This is a genomic window from Streptomyces subrutilus, assembly GCF_008704535.1.
GTDB lineage: Bacteria > Actinomycetota > Actinomycetes > Streptomycetales > Streptomycetaceae > Streptomyces > Streptomyces subrutilus.
Genome location: NZ_CP023701.1, coordinates 3,388,389 through 3,407,500 on the forward strand (window position 1 = coordinate 3,388,389; position 19,112 = coordinate 3,407,500).

Annotated in this window: 18 protein-coding genes, 2 rRNA genes and 1 pseudogene (1 of these 21 only partly in view); 6 read left to right on the forward strand and 15 right to left on the reverse strand. The window is 71.1% G+C overall.

What is annotated here, in order from left to right; all coding sequences use genetic code 11:
- Positions 1 to 165: 165 nt before the first annotated feature.
- The 3 genes and pseudogenes from CP968_RS35565 to CP968_RS14750 form a co-directional block, all read left to right on the forward strand.
- Positions 166 to 411: pseudogene (locus CP968_RS35565) on the forward strand (helix-turn-helix domain-containing protein); the annotation flags it as partial.
- Positions 412 to 523: 112 nt separating this feature from the next.
- Positions 524 to 895: a DUF5753 domain-containing protein gene (locus CP968_RS35570; RefSeq protein ID WP_306419880.1), complete on the forward strand. Its 372-nt coding sequence runs from the start codon at positions 524 to 526 to the stop codon at positions 893 to 895.
- Positions 892 to 1,197: a DUF397 domain-containing protein gene (locus CP968_RS14750; protein ID WP_150518449.1), complete on the forward strand. Its 306-nt coding sequence runs from the start codon at positions 892 to 894 to the stop codon at positions 1,195 to 1,197. The genes CP968_RS35570 and CP968_RS14750 overlap by 4 nt, the downstream gene beginning before the upstream one ends.
- Positions 1,198 to 1,273: 76 nt before the next feature.
- Here CP968_RS14750 and CP968_RS14755 read toward each other — a convergent pair whose 3' ends face one another.
- The 5 genes from CP968_RS14755 to CP968_RS14775 form a co-directional block, all read right to left on the reverse strand.
- Positions 1,274 to 2,947: a bifunctional uroporphyrinogen-III C-methyltransferase/uroporphyrinogen-III synthase gene (locus CP968_RS14755; protein WP_150518450.1), complete on the reverse strand. Its 1,674-nt coding sequence runs from the start codon at positions 2,945 to 2,947 to the stop codon at positions 1,274 to 1,276.
- Entirely contained in the window at positions 2,944 to 3,912 is a 969-nt protein-coding gene (gene hemC / locus CP968_RS14760; RefSeq protein ID WP_150518451.1) for a hydroxymethylbilane synthase, read from the reverse strand. Before hemC ends, CP968_RS14755 begins: the two co-directional genes overlap by 4 nt.
- Positions 3,909 to 5,582, reverse strand: a complete 1,674-nt coding sequence (locus tag CP968_RS14765; protein WP_150518452.1) for a glutamyl-tRNA reductase — start codon at positions 5,580 to 5,582, stop codon at positions 3,909 to 3,911. The genes hemC and CP968_RS14765 overlap by 4 nt, the downstream gene beginning before the upstream one ends.
- Positions 5,579 to 6,385 carry a redox-sensing transcriptional repressor Rex gene (locus CP968_RS14770; RefSeq protein WP_150518453.1) on the reverse strand — a complete coding sequence of 269 codons (807 nt, stop codon included), beginning with the start codon at positions 6,383 to 6,385 and terminating at the stop codon, positions 5,579 to 5,581. Before CP968_RS14770 ends, CP968_RS14765 begins: the two co-directional genes overlap by 4 nt.
- Before the next feature lie 285 nt (positions 6,386 to 6,670).
- Positions 6,671 to 6,949 carry a glutaredoxin family protein gene (locus CP968_RS14775; protein WP_150518454.1) on the reverse strand — a complete coding sequence of 93 codons (279 nt, stop codon included), beginning with the start codon at positions 6,947 to 6,949 and terminating at the stop codon, positions 6,671 to 6,673.
- 106 nt (positions 6,950 to 7,055) lie between these two features.
- Between CP968_RS14775 and CP968_RS14780 the strand changes: the two genes are divergently transcribed.
- The 3 genes from CP968_RS14780 to CP968_RS14790 all read left to right on the forward strand — a co-directional run bounded on the left by CP968_RS14780 (position 7,056) and on the right by CP968_RS14790 (position 10,685).
- Positions 7,056 to 8,048: an HAD family hydrolase gene (locus tag CP968_RS14780; protein WP_150518455.1), complete on the forward strand. Its 993-nt coding sequence runs from the start codon at positions 7,056 to 7,058 to the stop codon at positions 8,046 to 8,048.
- 360 nt (positions 8,049 to 8,408) lie between these two features.
- Positions 8,409 to 9,227: an ECF subfamily RNA polymerase sigma factor, BldN family gene (locus CP968_RS14785; protein WP_150518456.1), complete on the forward strand. Its 819-nt coding sequence runs from the start codon at positions 8,409 to 8,411 to the stop codon at positions 9,225 to 9,227.
- A 252-nt stretch (positions 9,228 to 9,479) separates the two neighbouring features.
- Complete coding sequence (locus tag CP968_RS14790; RefSeq protein ID WP_150518457.1) at positions 9,480 to 10,685, forward strand: DUF5667 domain-containing protein; 1,206 nt, start codon at positions 9,480 to 9,482, stop codon at positions 10,683 to 10,685.
- Positions 10,686 to 10,751: 66 nt separating this feature from the next.
- Here the strand turns inward: CP968_RS14790 and CP968_RS14795 are convergent, their stop codons facing one another.
- The 10 genes from CP968_RS14795 to CP968_RS14840 form a co-directional block, all read right to left on the reverse strand.
- The gene (locus CP968_RS14795; protein ID WP_150518458.1) at positions 10,752 to 11,753 is read right to left on the reverse strand and encodes a lysophospholipid acyltransferase family protein; all 1,002 of its coding nucleotides are present in this window, start codon (positions 11,751 to 11,753) and stop codon (positions 10,752 to 10,754) included.
- Positions 11,753 to 12,829, reverse strand: coding sequence for an NAD-dependent epimerase/dehydratase family protein (locus CP968_RS14800; RefSeq protein ID WP_150518459.1), 1,077 nt, complete (start codon positions 12,827 to 12,829; stop codon positions 11,753 to 11,755). The genes CP968_RS14795 and CP968_RS14800 overlap by 1 nt, the downstream gene beginning before the upstream one ends.
- Positions 12,830 to 12,930: 101 nt before the next feature.
- Positions 12,931 to 13,029 (reverse strand): 30S ribosomal protein bS22, encoded by a 99-nt coding sequence (locus tag CP968_RS14805; protein WP_003948845.1) that lies wholly within the window; start codon positions 13,027 to 13,029, stop codon positions 12,931 to 12,933.
- 132 nt (positions 13,030 to 13,161) lie between these two features.
- Entirely contained in the window at positions 13,162 to 13,371 is a 210-nt protein-coding gene (locus tag CP968_RS14810; protein ID WP_008738568.1) for a helix-turn-helix domain-containing protein, read from the reverse strand.
- Positions 13,372 to 13,485: 114 nt separating this feature from the next.
- Positions 13,486 to 14,316, reverse strand: coding sequence for a phosphatase (locus tag CP968_RS14815; protein WP_150518460.1), 831 nt, complete (start codon positions 14,314 to 14,316; stop codon positions 13,486 to 13,488).
- Positions 14,317 to 14,404: 88 nt separating this feature from the next.
- A complete protein-coding gene (locus tag CP968_RS14820) occupies positions 14,405 to 15,574 on the reverse strand; it encodes an acetoin utilization protein AcuC (protein WP_150518461.1) in 1,170 nt (389 codons plus the stop codon).
- Positions 15,525 to 16,742, reverse strand: a complete 1,218-nt coding sequence (locus CP968_RS14825) for an MFS transporter (protein ID WP_150518462.1) — start codon at positions 16,740 to 16,742, stop codon at positions 15,525 to 15,527. Before CP968_RS14825 ends, CP968_RS14820 begins: the two co-directional genes overlap by 50 nt.
- 43 nt (positions 16,743 to 16,785) lie before the next feature.
- Positions 16,786 to 17,439: an HAD family hydrolase gene (locus CP968_RS14830; protein WP_150518463.1), complete on the reverse strand. Its 654-nt coding sequence runs from the start codon at positions 17,437 to 17,439 to the stop codon at positions 16,786 to 16,788.
- A 234-nt stretch (positions 17,440 to 17,673) separates the two neighbouring features.
- Positions 17,674 to 17,790: ribosomal RNA gene (gene rrf, locus CP968_RS14835) — 5S ribosomal RNA — on the reverse strand.
- Positions 17,791 to 17,866: 76 nt separating this feature from the next.
- Positions 17,867 to 19,112 (reverse strand): 23S ribosomal RNA (locus CP968_RS14840) (it continues 1,879 nt past the right edge of the window).

Sequence of the window (19,112 nt, forward strand, 5' to 3'; positions counted from 1 at the left end):
AGACCGGCCACCCGTACTCTCCGAGGAGTACGGGTTGGTACGGCTATCTCTCATGCCCAGGTGGGGAGTTCACACGTCATGCCACCAAGGAAGCGGGCCCGGCCCAACTCGACGGCGATGAAGATGGTCGGCGAACAGGTCGCCACCGGACGCGTCGCCAAAGGAATGACCCAGCGCACCCTGGCCGAACAGGTCGTCGTCGACATCGAGACGCTGGCCTCGATCGAGCAGGGCAGACGCGTCCTCATGCCCGACGTCGCCGAACGGATGGACCGCGTCCTCGGCCTCCCCGGCCTCCTCACGGTCGCCGCGAACCGGCTGCCGGAGGTCGACATGATCCCGGCCTGGGCGGAGGAGTACATGGAACGCGAGGCGGAGGCGCTCGCCCTGTCCTGGTACGACACGCTGACCGTCCCGGGGCTGCTCCAGACCAAGGGCTACGCGCGGGCCGTCCTCGGCTGCCGCGTCCCGTTCGTCGGCGAGGAGACTCCAGACCGCCCGCCGACTCCAGCGCCAGGAGATCCTGCACCGACCGGTCCCGCCCACCCTCAGCTTCGTGATCTGGGAACCGGCCCTGCGCGACCGGATCGGCGGCGACGCGGTCTACCGCGAACAGCTCCGCCACCTGCGCACCTGCGCCGACCGGCCCACCATCTCCCTCCAGGTGCTCCCCCTCGGCATCACCGCCCACGCGGGCCTCGCTGGCCCGTTCACCCTGCTGGAAACCCCCGAGTTCCAGCACCTCGCGTACTCCGAAACCCAGCGCGGCAGCTTCCTCGTACGCGACCCGAACGAGGTCAGCATCCTCTCCCAGAAATATGCGATGCTGCGGTCACAGGCCCTCAACTTCGCCGAGACGAAGGGCCTGTTGGACCGGCTGCTAGGAGAGGTATGAGCACCCCACTGAAGTGGTTCAAGTCCAGCTACAGCAGCGACCAAGGCGGTCAGTGCCTGGAGATGGCGATCGACTGGCGCAAGTCCTCCTACAGCAGCGACGAGGGCGGTCAGTGCCTGGAGATGGCCGTGGCCTGGCAGAAGTCCACGTACAGCAGCGACGAGGGCGGTGCCTGCGTCGAGGTGGCCGCCTGCACCTGCGACGACACCGTGCACGTCCGCGACTCCAAGGTCACCGACGGCCCGACCCTCGCCCTCACCCCGGCCGCCTGGGCCGGACTCACCGGCTGGGTCCGCGCCTGACGCACGCCCTCGGGAACGACGGCGGGGCCCGGGCGCGTGCTGCGCCCGGGCCCCGCCCGTACCGTTACGCCCTGCGTCAGGTCGTCCGGCGCCTGCGCGCGCCCGGCCGGCGCTCGCTCGGCCGGAACACCGTCTCGCCGGCCTCCTTGGCGGCCTCGCGGCGCGCGGCCCCGTACTCGGCCAGCGCCTCCGCCAGCTTCGACACCGACGGCTCCGGCGACAGCACGTCCACGCGCAGCCCGTGCTCCTCGGCCGTCTTCGCCGTGGCCGGGCCGATGCACGCGATGACGGTCACGTTGTGCGGCTTGCCCGCGATCCCCACCAGGTTGCGGACGGTGGAGGACGAGGTGAACATGACCGCGTCGAACCCGCCCCCCTTGATCGCCTCGCGCGTGTCCGCGGGCGGCGGCGAGGCGCGGACGGTCCGGTAGGCGGTGACGTCGTCGACCTCCCACCCGAGCTCGATCAGCCCGGCGACCAGCGTCTCCGTCGCGATGTCGGCCCGCGGCAGGAACACGCGGTCGATCGGGTCGAAGACCGGGTCGTACGGCGGCCAGTCCTCCAGCAGCCCGGCCGCGGACTGCTCACCGCTCGGCACCAGGTCCGGCTTCACCCCGAACTCGACCAGCGAGGCCGCGGTCTGCTCGCCCACCGCGGCGACCTTGATCCCGGCGAACGCGCGCGCGTCGAGCCCGTACTCCTCGAACTTCTCCCGCACCGCCTTCACGGCGTTGACGGAGGTGAAGGCGATCCACTCGTAGCGGCCCGTCACCAGGCCCTTCACGGCCCGCTCCATCTGCTGCGGGGTCCGCGGCGGCTCCACCGCGATGGTCGGCACCTCGTGCGGCACCGCGCCGTACGAACGCAGCTGGTCGGAGAGCGACGCGGCCTGCTCCTTGGTGCGCGGCACGAGCACCCGCCAGCCGAACAGCGGCTTCGACTCGAACCAGGCCAGCTCGTCGCGCCGCGCGGCGGCACTGTGCTCCCCGACCACGGCTATGACCGGCCGGGCGCCCTCGGGCGACGGCAGCACCTTGCCCTGCTTGAACACCTGGGCGATCGTGCCCAGCGTCGCGGACCAGGTCCGCTGGCGCGTGGTCGTACCCGCGACGGTCACCGACAGCGGGGTGTCGGGCTTGCGCCCGGCGCTCACCAGCTCCGCGGCGGCCGCCGAGACCGTCTCCAGCGTCGCGGACACCACGACGGTCCCGTCGCTCGCGCCCGCGTCGCTCCAGCAGCGCGCCGACGCGCTGCGCGCGTCCACGAACCGCACGCCGTGGTCGTCGCCCAGCCTGTCCCGCAGCGGCACCCCGGCGTACGCCGGGACGCCCACCGCGGTGGGGATGCCCGGCACGACCTCGAAGGGGATGCCCTCGGAGGCGCAGACGAGCATCTCCTCGGCCGTGTTCCCGTCGAGCCCGGGGTCCCCGGTGACGGCACGCACGACCCGCCTGCCGGAGCGCGCGGCCTCCATGACAAGATTGGCCGCGTCCCGGATCACCGGGACACCGGCGGCTGCTGACTTCTCGTCAGCTACCGTCAGCTGCGGCGTGTCGACGTTGACGCGCGCATGGGTGCGCACGACGTCGAGCACATCGGGCTCCGCGATCAGCACGTCCGCGGCCGCCAGCGCCTCGACGGCGCGCAGCGTGAGCAGACCCGGGTCGCCGGGGCCGGCACCGAGGAAGGTGACGTGTCCGTGGGCGGCGACCGCCGGAAAAGCGGAGGTGGTGGGACGTGTGGGGTTCACAGCGCTCGCTCCCCCATCAGACCGGCCGCGCCCTTGGCCAGCATCTCGTCCGCGAGTTCGCGGCCGAGCGCCATGGCCTCGTCGTGCGACCGGGGCACGGGACCGGTGGTGGACAGCTGCACCAGCGTCGAGCCGTCGAGGGTGCCGACGACGCCGCGCAGGCGCATTTCATTGACGGTCTGGCCGTCCGCCAGCAGGTCGGCGAACGCGCCCACGGGTGCGCTGCAGCCGGCCTCCAGGCGGGCGAGCAGAGAACGCTCGGCGGTCACGGCGGCCCGCGTGTACGGGTCGTCGAGCTCGCCGAGCGCGGCGATCAGGTCCGCGTCGGACGCGGGACACTCCACGGCCAGGGCTCCCTGGCCGGGAGCGGGCAGGATGGCGTCGACCGGCAGCAGCGCGGTCGCCTCGGCGGCGCGGCCTATCCGGTTCAGCCCGGCGGCCGCCAGGACGACCGCGTCGAGCTCGCCGCCGTGCACGAACCCGATCCGGGTGTCCACGTTGCCGCGGATCGGCACGGTCTCGATGCGCTTGCCCAGCGACAGCGCCAGGTGGTTCAGCTGGGCGGTGCGGCGCGGCGAACCGGTGCCGATGCGCGCGCCGTCGGGCAGCTGCTCGAAGGTCAGCCCGTCGCGCGCCACGAGCGCGTCGCGCGCGTCCTCGCGCTGCGGCATGGCCGCGATGACCAGGCCCTCGGCCGGGGCGGTCGGCAGGTCCTTCAGCGAGTGCACGGCGAAGTCGACCTCACCGCGCAGCAGCGCGTCGCGCAGCGCGGTGACGAAGACGCCGGTGCCGCCGATCTGCGCGAGGTGCTCGCGCGACACGTCTCCGTAGGTCGTGATCTCCACGAGCTCGACGGGCCGCCCGGTGACCGCGCGGACCGCGTCGGCGACGTGGCCCGACTGCGACATGGCCAGCTTGCTGCGCCGCGTACCGAGCCGCAGCGGCTGGTCGGGACGTGTGTTCATGATGCCCGTCCTGGGTCGTCGTCGTTCATCGGATCGGCCGCGTCTGCCCGGCTGACGGATGCCACCGTCTGAGGGTCGAGGTCGAAGAGTTCGCGCAGCGCCTCCGCGTACCCGGCGCCGCCGGGCTCGCTCGCGAGCTGCTTGACGCGCACGGTCGGCGCGTGGAGGAGCTTGTCGACGACGCGGCGCACGGTCTGGGTGACCTCGGCCCGCTGCCGCTCGTCGAGGTCGGGGACCCGCCCGTCGAACCGTGCCACTTCCATGGCCACGACCTCGGCCGCCATCGCGCGCAGGGCGACGACGGTGGGCGTGATGTGCGCGGCCCGCTGGGCCGCGCCGAAGGCGGCCACCTCGTCCGCGACGATGCCGCGCACGGCGTCCACGTCGGCGGCCATCGGGGCGTCGGCGGAGGCCTCGGCCAGGGACTCGATGTCGACCAGCCGCACGCCCGGCACGCGGTGCACGGCGGCGTCGATGTCGCGGGGCATCGCCAGGTCGAGCAGGGCCAGCCGGACGGCCGACCCGTCGTCCAGCGCCCGCGCGCTGCGCCGGGGCTGCCGGTGCGCGGCGGCCTCGCCCTGGTCGGCCCAGGTGCCGTGCAGTTCGAGGGAGGTGGCGTCGACCCCGGTGAGCGCGGCCCGCCCCTCCCCGACCGGACAGCCGTCGGCCTCGGCCACCACGGCCAGCGTCCGCACGGCCCCGGCGTCCACGAGCCGCCCACCGTCCCGGGCGGCGGCGACGAGCCGCGCGATGACCTCGGCGGAGGGCAGGTCCAGCCCCGCCGGCGTGCGAGGCGCGGGCTCCGGGACGGAGCCCTGGGACACGGCGCCGCGCACGCCCACGGCGGCCAGCACGTCCTCGGCGGTCAGCACCAGCCCGGTGGCGCCCGTACAGGACACGACCACGTCGACCCGGGCCAGCTCCGCGGCGACCCCCCGCATCGGCACGGCCGCAGCCCGCACCCCGGTGCCCGAGGCAACCAGAATCTCGGCGAGCCGCGCCGCCCGCTCCGCGGTCCGGTTGGCCACCACGATCTCGGCGACGCCGACCCGCGCCAGCGTCGCGGCCGCGAGCGAGGACATCGACCCGGCGCCGATCACCAGCGCCCGCTTGCCGGCCGCCCACCGCTCCACCGGCAGTCCCGGCGGGGCCAGCTGCTCCAGCCCGAACGTCACCAGCGACTGGCCCGCCCGGTCGATCCCGGTCTCGGAGTGCGCCCGCTTGCCGACCCGCAACGCCTGCTGGAACAGGTCGTTGATCAGCCGGCCGGCCGTGTGCTGCTCCTGGCCCAGCGCCAGCGCGTCCTTGATCTGGCCGAGGATCTGGCCCTCGCCCACGACCATCGAGTCCAGCCCGCACGCCACCGAGAAGAGGTGGTGCACCGCCCGGTCCTCGTAGTGCACGTACAGATAGGGGGTGAGCTCCTCCAGCGCGACCCCGCTGTGCTGCGCGAGGAACGTGGAGAGCTCGGCGACACCGGCGTGGAACTTGTCCACGTCCGCGTACAGCTCGATCCGGTTGCAGGTGGCGAGCACCGTCGCCTCGGCCGCCGGTTCGGCGGCGAGGGTGTCGTGCAGCAGCTTGACCTTGGCGTCCACGGACAGCGAGGCCCGCTCCAGGACGCTCACGGGCGCGCTGCGGTGGCTCAGCCCTACGACGAGCAGACTCATGCCGGCATCACCGCCGGGACGTCGCCCTCGGGGTTGCCCTTGCGCGCGACGGCGGCGGCCCGGCCGGCCGGCGGCACCACGGCCGCGGCGGGGGCGGCGCCGCCCGCGGAGGAGGCGACGGCGGCAGCGGCGGCAGCGCCCTCGCCGGCCTTGCGCTGCTCGTGGAACGCGAGGATCTGGAGCTCGATCGAGAGGTCGACCTTGCGCACGTCGACGCCCTCGGGCACCGACAGCACGGTCGGGGCGAAGTTCAGGATGGAGGTGACGCCGGCCGCGATCAGCCGCTCGCTGACCTGCTGGGCCGCACCGGCCGGGGTCGCGATGACGCCGATCGAGACGCCGTTGTCCTCGATGATCTTCTCCAGCTCGTCCGTGTGCTGGACGGGCATGCCGGCGACCGGTTTGCCGGCCATGGCCGGGTCGGCGTCGATCAGCGCGGCCACGCGGAAGCCGCGCGAGGCGAAACCGCCGTAGTTGGCCAGGGCGGCGCCCAGGTTGCCGATGCCGACGATGACGACCGGCCAGTCCTGGGTCAGGCCGAGCTCGCGGGAGATCTGGTAGACGAGGTACTCGACGTCGTAGCCGACGCCGCGCGTACCGTAGGACCCGAGGTACGAGAAGTCCTTGCGCAGCTTCGCCGAGTTGACCCCGGCGGCGGCCGCGAGCTCCTCGGAGGACACCGTGGGCACCGATCGCTCGGAGAGCGCGGTGAGGGCGCGCAAGTACAGCGGAAGCCGGGCGACAGTGGCCTCGGGAATACCTCGGCTGCGGGTCGCCGGTCGGTGAGTTCGGCCAGTTGCCACGATGCTCCTGCGGGATGAGCGGGGCTGCAGGCGGCCTCTTGTCCCAGGACCGCCCCGTCGACAGCAGGCTATGCCTTTGTGAACGCGTGCACAAAGATTGTGTCCGCTTTGTCCGAGCAAAGTGACCGGGGTCACGCACCCCCGGTACATATCGCCGGAACCGACTACACGCCGAACCCGTTCAAATACCGAAGGGGGCAAAGCGGTACACACTCCTCACAGATACGCTCCCGAGCCCCCATAAATCGCCCATGATGGTAACCGGGAAGAGGGCCGGAGCGGGACTCAGCCCTCCAGCGCCCGGCGCAAGCGCTCGGCGTTCACCCTCCAGAAGGTGTGCTGTTCACCATCGATCAGGACCACCGGAATCTGCTCCCAGTGCCGCCGGTAGAGCTCCCCGTCCTGCGAGATGTCCTTCTCCTCCCACCGCGCACCCGTCTCGGCGCACACCCTCCCGACCACCTCCCGGGCGTCCTCGCACAGGTGGCACCCCGGCTTCCCGATCAGCGTCACCGTCCGCTCGTCGGGACGCTTCTTCTCCTTGCGGCGCAACAAAGGGCTCATGCCCCCATTCTCCCGCCCGCCCGCGGCACGGCCCCGCCCCGCAGAGTTCACGCCTCCGCATCCCATCGGTTCGGGAACTCCCGAACACAGTGGCTATGCTCGCGTCATGGCCGCTCTGGGATGGCTCACCCCCCGTAGGCGCTCCGCCACCGCGCGGAGCGTGCTGGCAGGCGAGGCCTCGGCCGAGGCCGCGCGCAAGACCGCGCTGGCCCAGGCCCGTCCGCTCACCGAACCCGACGCCCGGGCGGAGGCCGAAGCGGAAGCGGAGGCACTGGCGGAAGCCGGACTGCCGGAGGAGCCGCGGGAGCCGGAGTTCCCGGTCGCCGGCGACGACCTCGCCGCCGCCTTCTTCGACCTCGACAACACCGTCATGCAGGGCGCCGCGATCTTCCACTTCGGCCGCGGCCTCTACAAGCGCGAGTTCTTCCGCCGCCGCGAACTGGCCCGCTTCGCCTGGCAGCAGGCCTGGTTCCGCCTCGCCGGCGTCGAGGACCCCGACCACATGCAGGACGCCCGCGACAGCGCCCTGTCCATCGTCAAGGGCCACAGGGTCTCCGAGCTGATGTCGATCGGCGAGGAGATCTACGACGAGTACATGGCCGAGCGCATCTGGCCCGGCACCCGCGCCCTGGCCCAGGCCCACCTCGACGCCGGCCAGAAGGTGTGGCTCGTCACCGCCGCCCCCGTCGAGACCGCCACGATCATCGCCCGCAGGCTCGGCCTCACCGGCGCCCTGGGCACCGTCGCCGAGTCCGTCGACGGCATCTACACCGGCCGCCTCGTCGGCGAACCGCTGCACGGGCCCGCCAAGGCCGAGGCCGTCCGCGCCCTGGCCGCCGCCGAGGGCCTGGACCTCGGCCGCTGCGCCGCGTACAGCGATTCGCACAACGACATTCCGATGCTGTCCCTGGTCGGACACCCCTACGCGATCAATCCCGACACAAAACTGCGCAAGCATGCCCGGGCCCACGACTGGCGGCTGCGCGACTATCGGACCGGCCGCAAGGCCGTGAAGGTCGGCGTCCCGGCCGCCGCCGGCGTCGGCGCGATCGCGGGCGGCGCCGCCGCCGCCATCGCCCTGCACCGCCGCCGCAAGTAGCGGCCCCGGGCCCCGCACGGCCCCCGACCGGCCCGGCCGCCCACCGGGCCGTCCGCCGCGCATTCGCTCAGCTCTACCCGTGCCCGCCGCGCCCCACTCCGGCCTGCCCGACTCGGTCGCGGGCCATTGGGGAAGCTTCCATTCCGCGCACCGAAGTGATCAAGAATCGATCACCAACAGCGACTGAATATGCCCTCGGTACGCAACAGAAGCGTCGTAACCGGTGATTTGAGCAACTGGGTGTAGCGCCGCCTGTACGAAGCGTTATTCTCCTCAAACGCATGCCACCGGCCATCTGTCGCTACGACGGGTGAACGGTCCCGCACTGCACGTGATGGAAGCTCTGCCTCTGGGAGTCCCGTGTACCCATCTGTCGGGGTTGACGCCTCGGGCCTGGCTACGCTGCGCGCAACGGTCTTCGACCACCTGCGTGGCTTCGTCCCCACCGCGTACGCCGTCCCCGCCTTCGCCACCGCCGTCCCCGCCGGCCTCGGCCCGGCCGGCCCTTGCTATGCCCTGACCGACGGCGGCGCGACGGTGGGCAGACGCGGCCGCGCGGCCGGGGGCTCGAACGGCGCTGCCGGCACGGGCACCCAGGCCACCACCCACCGCCGTCCCACCGCGGACAGCGACCAGGCCCGCATGATGGACCTGGTCGAACGCGCCCAGGCCGGTGAGGCCGAGGCCTTCGGCCGCCTGTACGACCAGTACAGCGACACCGTGTACCGCTACATCTACTACCGCGTCGGCGGCAAGGCGACCGCGGAGGATCTCACCAGCGAGACCTTCCTGCGCGCGCTGCGCCGCATCTCGACCTTCACCTGGCAGGGCCGCGACTTCGGCGCCTGGCTCGTGACGATCGCCCGCAACCTGGTGGCGGACCACTTCAAGTCCAGCCGCTTCCGGCTGGAGGTCACCACCGGCGAGATGCTCGACGCCAACGAGGTCGAGCGCAGCCCCGAGGACTCCGTCCTGGAGTCCCTCTCCAACGCGGCCCTGCTGGAGGCCGTACGGAAACTCAACCCCCAGCAGCAGGAGTGCGTGACCCTGCGCTTCCTGCAAGGCCTCTCGGTCGCCGAGACGGCCCGGGTCATGGGCAAGAACGAGGGCGCCATCAAGACGCTCCAGTACCGGGCGGTCCGGACCCTGGCCCGGCTCCTCCCGGAAGACGCCCGCTGACCGCCGCACACCCCTGCCTTTTTCATACAAGAACACCATCCCACTTACATCCGGTGACCCCTCGATGACGCTGTGGTCCGATCATCCTTCGTCCGTAACCCAAGTGCCGCGACGCTCGTTGTGCGGAATGCAGGCTCCCTGTGGACACGCCCTGTCCGAAGGCGCTCACCCGATCGTGTGGACGCGCTCAAGGCGGGCAACCTTCCGGTCACCTTGGGGAGTCGATCGTCATGACGAGAGGAGGTGCCGCCAGTGATCGCGAACGTGACTCCGCACCGGCGGGCGAACGCCTTCGCCCAGGCCCTGGAGGATCGGACGCCGTCCGATCCTTCGGAACCGGATCCGGCGGCCGAGCAGTCCGAGGCACCTGCCGAACCTGCCGACCACGACCGGCTTTTGGCCTTGGCGAACGTGCTCGGCGAAAGAATGCCGCGCCCCGTGCTGGACGCCGACGTCAAAGTGGTGCAACGGGCCCAGCTCGTTGCCGCCATGGAGGCCATGGTGTTGGAGCAGAGGGCCACGGGCGGGGCAGCCCAGGACCCTCAGGTGCCCGAGCAGCGGACCGGCCGCGGCGCCCACCGGGCGACCTCGCTCCGGAAATTGCGGCCCCGCTCCCGCTGGTCCAAGGGCATCGCAGCGGGCGGCCTCACCGTGGGTGTGGCCGCAGGGGCCTTCAGCGGAGTGGCCGCTGCCAGCACCGACGCCCTGCCCGGTGACCACCTCTACCCGGTGAAACTGGGCATGGAGGACCTGAAGCTGGGCATGGCCGACGACGATTCGGACCGGGGCGAGCTCTACCTCGACCAGGCCTCGAACCGCCTGTCGGAAGCCCGCAGGCTGATGGAGCGCGGCCGGACCGGCGTACTGGACCACGAGTCCCTGGGCGAGATCCGCCGGGCCCTGGCGGGCATGAAGCACGACGCGGAGCAGGGCCACCGCCTGCTCCAGGCGGCGTACGCACGGGACGGCTCGCTCGGCCCGATGCAGAAGCTGTCGTCGTTCTCCCGCTCGCACCGCGACGCGTGGGGCCGGCTCCGGGAGAACCTCCCGCCCCAGCTCAACGACGTCGGCGGCGAGGTCGAATCGGTCTTCCAGGCCATAGACCACGACGTGGCGCCGGTCCAGGGCCTCCTGCCCCGGCCGCCGGAGCAGAGCCGCGGCCCGGGATCGTCCGGCACCCCGGCCAGGCCCGGCACCCCGAGCGGCAAGCACTCCGCTCCCGCCCCGGGCACCCCGTCCGGCAGTCCGGCGGCGCCGGCCCCGTCCGGGAGCACCACCAAGCCCCCGCCCGCCGGCGGCCTCCTCGGCGGCACCGGCGACCTGCTCCACCCGCCCACCGGGCCCTCCTCCCCGCCCCCCTCGGGGTCGGCGGAGCAGCCCCGGCCGGACATCACCCTGCCGCCCCTGCTCCCCGGCCTCCTCCCGGGCCTGGGCATCAAGGCGGAGGACGCCGAGTAACGACCGGTACGCGCATGCCGGCGGGCCCGCCCACGCGGCCCCGCCGGCACCGCCGTGCCCCCACCGTCAGAAGAACACCGACCGCCGCTGCACCAGCAGCCGGTACAGCGTGTGCTGGATCTGCTCGCGCACCTGATCGGTCAGGTTGAACATCAGCATCGGGTCCTCCGCCGCCTCGGCCGCGTACCCGTCCGTCGCGATCGGCTCCCCGAACTGGATCGTCCACTTCGTCGGCAGCGGCAGCGCGCCCAGCGGCCCCAGCCACGGGAACGTCGGCGTGATCGGGAAGTACGGAATCCCCAGCAGCCGCGCCAACGTCTTCGCGTTGCCGACCATCGGGTAGATCTCCTCCGCCCCGACGATCGAGCACGGCACGATCGGCGTCCCCGCGCGCAGGGCCGTCGAGACGAACCCGCCCCGCCCGAACCGCTGGAGCTTGTACCGGTCCCCGAACGGCTTCCCTATCCCCTTGAAGCCCTCCGGCATCACACCGACCAGCTCCCCGGCCTCCAGCAGCCGCTGCGCGTCCTCCGCGCAGGCCAGCGTGTGCCCGGCCTTGCGGGCCAGCTCGTTGACGACCGGCAGCATGAACACCAGGTCCGCGGCCAGCAGCCGCAGGTGCCGCTGCGCGGGGTGGTGGTCGTGCACGGCGACCTGGAGCATCAGCCCGTCCAGCGGCAGCGTCCCGGAGTGGTTGGCGACGATCAGCGCACCGCCCTCCTTCGGGATGTTCTCGACGCCCTTGACCTCGACCCGGAAGTACCGGTCGAAGAGCGGCCGCATCAGGGTCATCAGGACCTGGTCCGTCAGCTCCTCGTCGTAGCCGAACTCGTCGACCTCGTACTCCCCGGTGATCCGGCGCCGCAGGAACGCCAGGCCCCCGGCGAGCCGCCGGTCCCAGCCGCTCCCGCCCGCACCCCGGACCCCGTCCGCCACCGGCTCCACGGGCGGCACGGACGCCTCCGGGCCCGGCCCGGACTGCGGCTCGGAGGCCACGCGCACCCGGCGCCCCGCCGGACGCCGGCGCGGGCGGTCCTCGTCGAACACAATGACCTTGGCGTCCGCCACTATCGCTTCGCTCCTTCAGCCGCTTCGCCGTCGGCCGTCAGGCCGTCTACCTCCAGCATCGCCGACACGCGGTCCACGGCCCGCGCCATCCGCTCCGGCGGCAGCAGCCCGACGGCCCGGCTCCGCGCGAAGTCGGCGAACGCCTCCGCGGTCGTGTACCCGGGTTCGAAACCGAGCACCTCCCGCATCTGCGCGGTCTCCACGACCCGTCCGTGCGTGAGGAGCCTTATCTGCTCCGGCGAGAAGTCCGTCACCCCCACCGCCCGCAGCGCCGACCCCACCCACGTCACCGCGGGCAGCAGCAGCGGCAGCGTGGGCCGGCCCAGCCGCCGCGAACACTGCGACAGCAGCAGGACTCCGTCCCCCGCGATGTTGAAGGTCCCGCTGTTCAGCGTCCCGCGCCGCGGCTCCCGCGCCGCCAGCCGCAACACGTCCAGCACGTCGTCCTCGTGGACGAACTGCAACCGCGGGTCGTAGCCCAGCACGGTCGGCATCACCGGCATGGAGAAGTACTCGGCGAGCGCCGAGTCCGCGTAGGGCCCCAGGATGTTCGCGAAGCGCAGCACGCACACCGCGACGTCCGGCCGCCGGCGCGCGAACCCGCGCACGTACCCCTCGACCTCGGCCGCGTCCTTGGCGAAACCGCCTGCCGGCAGCGACTTCGGCTCGGTGGTCTCGGTGAAGACGGCCGGATCGCGCGGGGTGCCCCCGTACACGCCGGTACTGGACTTCACCACGAGCCGCCGCACCGTCGGGGACTTCTGGCAGGCCCCGAGGAGCTGCATCGTCCCGATGACGTTCGTCTCCTTGACGGTGCTGTACGCCCCGCCCGTCCCCGCCGCGCCCCCGGTCACCGCCAGGTGCACCACCGTGTCCACGGCGTGCTCGGCGAGCACCCGGGCGATCGCCGACTGCCGGATGTCCGTCCGGACGAACTCGGCCGACCCCAGCCGGTGCGGCGGCGCCGTGGAATCCACCGCGATCACCCGCTCGACCCCCGGATCGCGCTGGACGCGCCGCACGAAGCGGCCCCCCAGCTGACGGGCAGCCCCGGTGACCAGTACGACCTTGCCCACGAGTTCAGCGCCTCCCTAGTCGCGACAGCCGACCCCCGGCTGCACCACAGCCCCCCCACCAGGATGGTGGAGGGGCTGCGGAGAACACGTACAGCTGCCGTTTACTTCTTGTTACGACGCTGGACGCGGGTGCGCTTGAGCAGCTTGCGGTGCTTCTTCTTAGCCATCCGCTTGCGCCGCTTCTTGATAACAGAGCCCACGACTACCCTCGCTCACTTCTCTTCACTCGGTGCGGGGCGTCTGGGCCCACACGACCTACGTCGGCCTAGCCTACCCGCCCGAGCTCTGAGCTTGTAATCCGCATGCCAGCGAGGTGGTCGGGGACCTCAGTCTCAGGCCGACTCCACCCCCACATAGGACTCTCGGAGGTACTCGTGAACCGCGTTCTCGGGGACCCGGAAGGACCGGCCCACCCGGATTGCGGGCAGATGACCGTTGTGCACCAGGCGGTACACGGTCATCTTCGACACTCGCATCACCGAGGCGACCTCCGCCACGGTCAGGAACTGAACCTCACTGAGAGGCCTCTCGCCAGCAGCCATGACACACCTTGACCTTCCGCGCATGACGGGCACCGGCTTCCCCTCCGGTTACTCCTCGTCGTCGCACGCTCACTCCCCAGAGTAGGGGCGCGTGATACGAGTGGGGAAGAGGAGCTACGGCCACTCCTGGCGCACCGGCAGACACGCCCGATCGAGCACATAGCGTGTGAGGGGCCGGTAGTAGTCCGCGCGCACCCCGTCATCAAGTGGAACCGCCACCGAGACCCGCCCCTCGGCCTCCCCCACGAACAGCGCGGGATCGTCCGTGTCCGCCAGCCCGATCGCCTCCACACCCAGCTGACCTGCACCGCAGACCCACCCGTGGTCCCCCACCACCAGCTCCGGCAACGGCCCGCCGGCCTCCGCCAGCGCCCCCAGCACCACCCGAACCGGCAGCGGCGAATGGGAGTGCGCGCCGGTGGCACTCCCGGGCTCCCGCACGCCGGTCTCCCGCACCAGTGCGACCCCCCGTACGTAATCGATGCGGTGCGTGCGTACCCCGAACCGGGTCGGCACGTCGACGCACACCCCCTGCGCCGGAGTGAGGACAACACATCCCGCCGCCGACACCGCCGCGGCCAAGGAGGCGTAGAAATCCAGGAGCCGGTGCGGATGCCCCGTCCCGAACAGCACCGGAGACCCCACCCGCACCGCCGCACCCAGCCGCCCCGCGAAAGCCTCCAGAGCCTCCACCGTCCGCTCCGGATCGATCACGTCCGGTCCGCTGACGTGCGCCGGATCCGCCGACACCCCGCACCGGTCCGCCATCAGCCGCAGCAGATCGCCCTCGCCCCAGGCCCGTACCGGGTCCAGCCCCAGCAGCACCCGCGGATCACGCGCGGCGAACAGCCGGTAACTGCGCAGGCTCGCCTCCCGGGACGTGGCGACGGGCCCGGCCAACCGGGCCGCCAGCAGGTGCGCGCGCAGCGCCGCGGTGCTCAACACACCCCGATGCTCCCCCCAACCCCGCCGGGACGACGTCAATTCCCCGATACGGCCCCACCGTTGGCGTAACGATGCTTCACCCGCCCCGTCAGGTCAGCATCCCCCGCAAGGGGAACACCGCCCGCCGCGTCGCCAGCACCGCCTGGTCGATCCGGTCCGCCGGGTCGTAACCCGCCTCCCACTCCCGCCACTCCACCGGCCGCCCGTCCGTCATCCGCGCCGGCGCCACCTGCCCCGTCCGCGCGTACGCCTCCTCCCGCCACGACGCCGGCACCGCCGTCTCCGGATCGACCGGCCGGTGCGCCGCGATCGCCACCAGATGGGTCCACGACCGCGGTACGACGTCCACCACCGCGTAGCCGCCCCCGCCCAGCGCCAGCCACTTCCCGTCCGCGTGCGCGTGCGCCAGGCCGTGACAGGCCTCCTGCACCGCCCGCTGGCCGTCCAGGGACACCGCCAGGTGCGCCAGCGGATCCTCCACGTGCGTGTCCGCCCCGTGCTGCGTCACCAGCACCTGCGGCCGGAAGTCCGCCAGCAGCTCCGGCACCGTCGCGTGGAACGCCCGCAGCCACCCCGCGTCCCCGGTCCCGGCCGGCAGCGCCACGTTCACCGCCGACCCCTCGGCCGCCGGCCCACCGGTCTCTTCCGGCCACCCGGTCTGCGGGAACAGCGTCCGCGGGTGCTCGTGCAGCGAGACGGTCAGCACCCGCGGATCGTCCCAGAAGGCCGCCTGCACCCCGTCGCCGTGGTGCACGTCCACGTCCACGTACGCGACCCGCTCGGCCCCCAGCTCCAGCAGCCGCGCCACCGCCAGCGCCGCGTCGTTGTACACGCAGAACCCGGCCGCCCCGCCCGGCATCGCGTGGTGCAGCCCGCCCGCGAAGTTCACCGCGTGCCCCGCCTCGCCGCGCCACACCGCCTCCGCGGCCGCCACCGACTGCCCCGCGATCAGGGCCGACGCCTCGTGCATCCCGCGGAAGGCCGGGTCGTCCACCGTCCCCAGCCCGTACGAGCCGTCGGCCGCCCCCGGATCCGCCGACACCGCCCGCACCGCGGCGACGTAGTCCTCCCGGTGCACCAGCCGCAGCGTCGAGTCACCCGCCGCCCGGCCCGCCCGCACCTCCACCGCCCGGTCCAGCCCGAAGGCCCGCACCAGGCTCATGGTCAGCGCCAGGCGCACCGGGTCCATCGGATGGTCCGGCCCGAAGTCATACCCCGTTACCGCCTCGTCCCACATCAACAACCCGCGGCCGCTCATGCCCGACACCGTATCGGGCGGGCCCGGAACCGAACGAGCGGGCGTACACCAGCGTCACCAGCACGAGCACCATCGGCACCAGCATCGCCCCCCGGTAGCTCCACGCGTCCCCGATCCCCCCGACCAGCGGGGAGCCGATCAGGAAGCCCACGTAGTTGAAGATGTTCAACCGGGCGATCGCCGTGTCCGACGCCCCGCCCGGGAAGAGCCGCCCCGCCGCCGCGAACGTCTGCGGCACGATCACGCACAGCCCGACCCCCAGCAGCGTGAACCCGAGCATCCCCACCCACGCCCCCGGCGCGGCGGCCACCACCGCGAACCCCCCGGCCGCCACCACCGTCCCGGCGCGCACCACGCCCGCCGCCCCGAACCGCCGCACCCCCAGGTCGCCCACGGCCCGCCCGATCAGCGTGGTCACCATGTAGACGTTGTACGGGACGGTCGCCAGCTGCTCCGAGCTGCCCAGCACGTCCTGGAGGTACTTGGCACTCCAGTTCGCCACCGTCGAATCACCGATGTACGCGCACGCCATCACCAGGCACAGCGGCAGCAGCAGCCTGAACCCGCCCGCCCCCAGCCCCTTCTCGGCCACCGCCCCGGCGGCCTCCCGGTCCACGTACGAGCCGCTGGCGACCAGCACGAGCGGCACCAGCACGACCACCGCGGGCAGATAGCTCACCAGCAGGTCCAGCTGCCAGTGCGCCCCCGCCCAGGCCGCCGAGGCCCCCACGATCCCGCCCAGGCTGTACGCCGCGTGGAACCCCAGCATGATGCTGCGCCCGTACGCCCGCTGCAGACTCACCCCGAGCATGTTCATCGAGGCGTCCAGCGCGCCCACCGACAGCCCGAACACCCCCAGGGCCACCGCCACGTGCCACAGCTGCGTACCCGCCCCGACGCCCAGCAGCGCGAGCAGCACCACGGGCTGCGCCCACCGCAGGACGGTACTGGGCGCGACCCGCTTCACCAGGTGCTCGGTGGCCACGCTGGACACGCCGGCCAGCACCGGCACGGCGGCGAGGAAGGCGGGCAGCAGCCCGTCGGATATCCCGTACCGGTCCTGGATGGCCGGGATACGGGTCACCAGCAGCGCGAAGGCGACGCCTTGCGCGAAGAAACTCACCCCGAGGGCACCGCGGCCGCGTCGCAACCGCACGTCATCCGTCATGGCGGCACAGCGTAGGCCCCGGGGCTACCCGTGGGTAGAGCGATCACACGGGCAGTTGCAGGAGCCCCGGGAGCTGCTTCATGTCACCGAAGTACCCGGTGGCCCCGTCGAGTCGCTCGGCGGGCATCATGCCGGTGAACCCGAGGACGTCCATGCCCGCGGCCCGCGCGGCCCGGACACCGAGCGGACTGTCCTCGACGACCACGCACCGGGCGGGATCGACGTCCATGCAGCGGGCCGCGTGCAGGAAGAGGTCGGGCGCCGGCTTGCCCTTGCCCACGTCCTGCGAACTGAAGATCCACTCGTCCTCGAACCATTCGTCGAGCCCGGTCACCCGGTGCCCGACCCGGATGCGCTCGTGGCTCCCGGACGAGGCCACGCAGTAGGCGATCCCCTGCTCGACCAGCGTGGCGAGCACCTCCTCGGCCCCGGGGACGGGCCGCAGTTCCCGTTCGAAGGCGTCGAAGGTGCGTGCGTGCAGCGTCTCGTCGAAGTCGTCGGGCAGCCGCTGCCCGGTCCGCTCCAGGACCAGGTCGTGCACCCGGTGGACGGCGGCCCCCATGTAGTCACGGAGCGACTCCTCGTAGGAGGTCGGGTGCCCCAGTTCCGTCAGGTACCCGGCGAGGATGCTGTTGGCGAGCGGCTCACTGTCCACCAGCACGCCGTCGTTGTCGAAGATGACGAGGTCGTAGCCCATGACCCCACCCTACGAGCCGTCAGCACAGGTGGCCGGGAAACTCGTGCTGGTGAACGGAGGAACACCAAAAGATCCGCACGCCGTCGCACACCCCGTTCCGGCCCCCGCGCGGCCGGCCGACCGGTACGCACCGGAGCCCGGATCCGCCGGTACGACCGCGGAAACCACCCGAAAACTGTCCTGGAACGCAGAAAAGCCCCGCACCATAAGGTGCGGGGCTTTCCCACAATGATTGTTCGGCGGCGTCCTACTCTCCCACAGGGTCCCCCCTGCAGTACCATCGGCGCTGAAAGGCTTAGCTTCCGGGTTCGGAATGTAACCGGGCGTTTCCCTAACGCTATGACCACCGAAACACTATGAAATTTGAACGCTGGTGTTTTCACAGCTGTTCGTTATTTCAGAACTAACACAGTGGACGCGAGCAACTGAGGACAAGCCCTCGGCCTATTAGTACCAGTCAGCTTCACCCGTTACCGGGCTTCCACATCTGGCCTATCAACCCAGTCGTCTACTGGGAGCCTTACCCTCTCAAGGAGGTGGGAATACTCATCTTGAAGCAGGCTTCCCGCTTAGATGCTTTCAGCGGTTATCCCTCCCGAACGTAGCCAACCAGCCATGCCCTTGGCAGGACAACTGGCACACCAGAGGTTCGTCCGTCCCGGTCCTCTCGTACTAGGGACAGCCCTTCTCAATATTCCTACGCGCACAGCGGATAGGGACCGAACTGTCTCACGACGTTCTAAACCCAGCTCGCGTACCGCTTTAATGGGCGAACAGCCCAACCCTTGGGACCGACTCCAGCCCCAGGATGCGACGAGCCGACATCGAGGTGCCAAACCATCCCGTCGATATGGACTCTTGGGGAAGATCAGCCTGTTATCCCCGGGGTACCTTTTATCCGTTGAGCGACGGCGCTTCCACAAGCCACCGCCGGATCACTAGTCCCGACTTTCGTCCCTGCTCGACCCGTCGGTCTCACAGTCAAGCTCCCTTGTGCACTTACACTCAACACCTGATTGCCAACCAGGCTGAGGGAACCTTTGGGCGCCTCCGTTACTCTTTAGGAGGCAACCGCCCCAGTTAAACTACCCATCAGACACTGTCCCTGATCCGGATCACGGACCGAGGTTAGACATCCAGCACGACCAGAGTGGTATTTCAACGGCGACTCCACAACCACTGGCGTGGCTGCTTCAAAGTCTCCCACCTATCCTACACAAGCCGAACCGAACACCAATATCAAACTATAGTAAAGGTCCCGGGGTCTTTCCGTCCTGCTGCGCGAAACGAGCATCTTTACTCGTAGTGCAATTTCACCGGGCCTATGGTTGAGACAGTCGAGAAGTCGTTACGCCATTCGTGCAGGTCGGAACTTACCCGACAAGGAATTTCGCTACCTTAGGATGGTTATAGTTACCACCGCCGTTTACTGGCGCTTAAGTTCTCAGCTTCGCACACCCGAAAGTGTACTAACCGGTCCCCTTAACGTTCCAGCACCGGGCAGGCGTCAGTCCGTATACATCGCCTTACGGCTTCGCACGGACCTGTGTTTTTAGTAAACAGTCGCTTCTCGCTGGTCTCTGCGGCCACCCCCAGCTCAAGGAGCAAGTCCTCTCACCAGTGATGGCCCCCCTTCTCCCGAAGTTACGGGGGCATTTTGCCGAGTTCCTTAA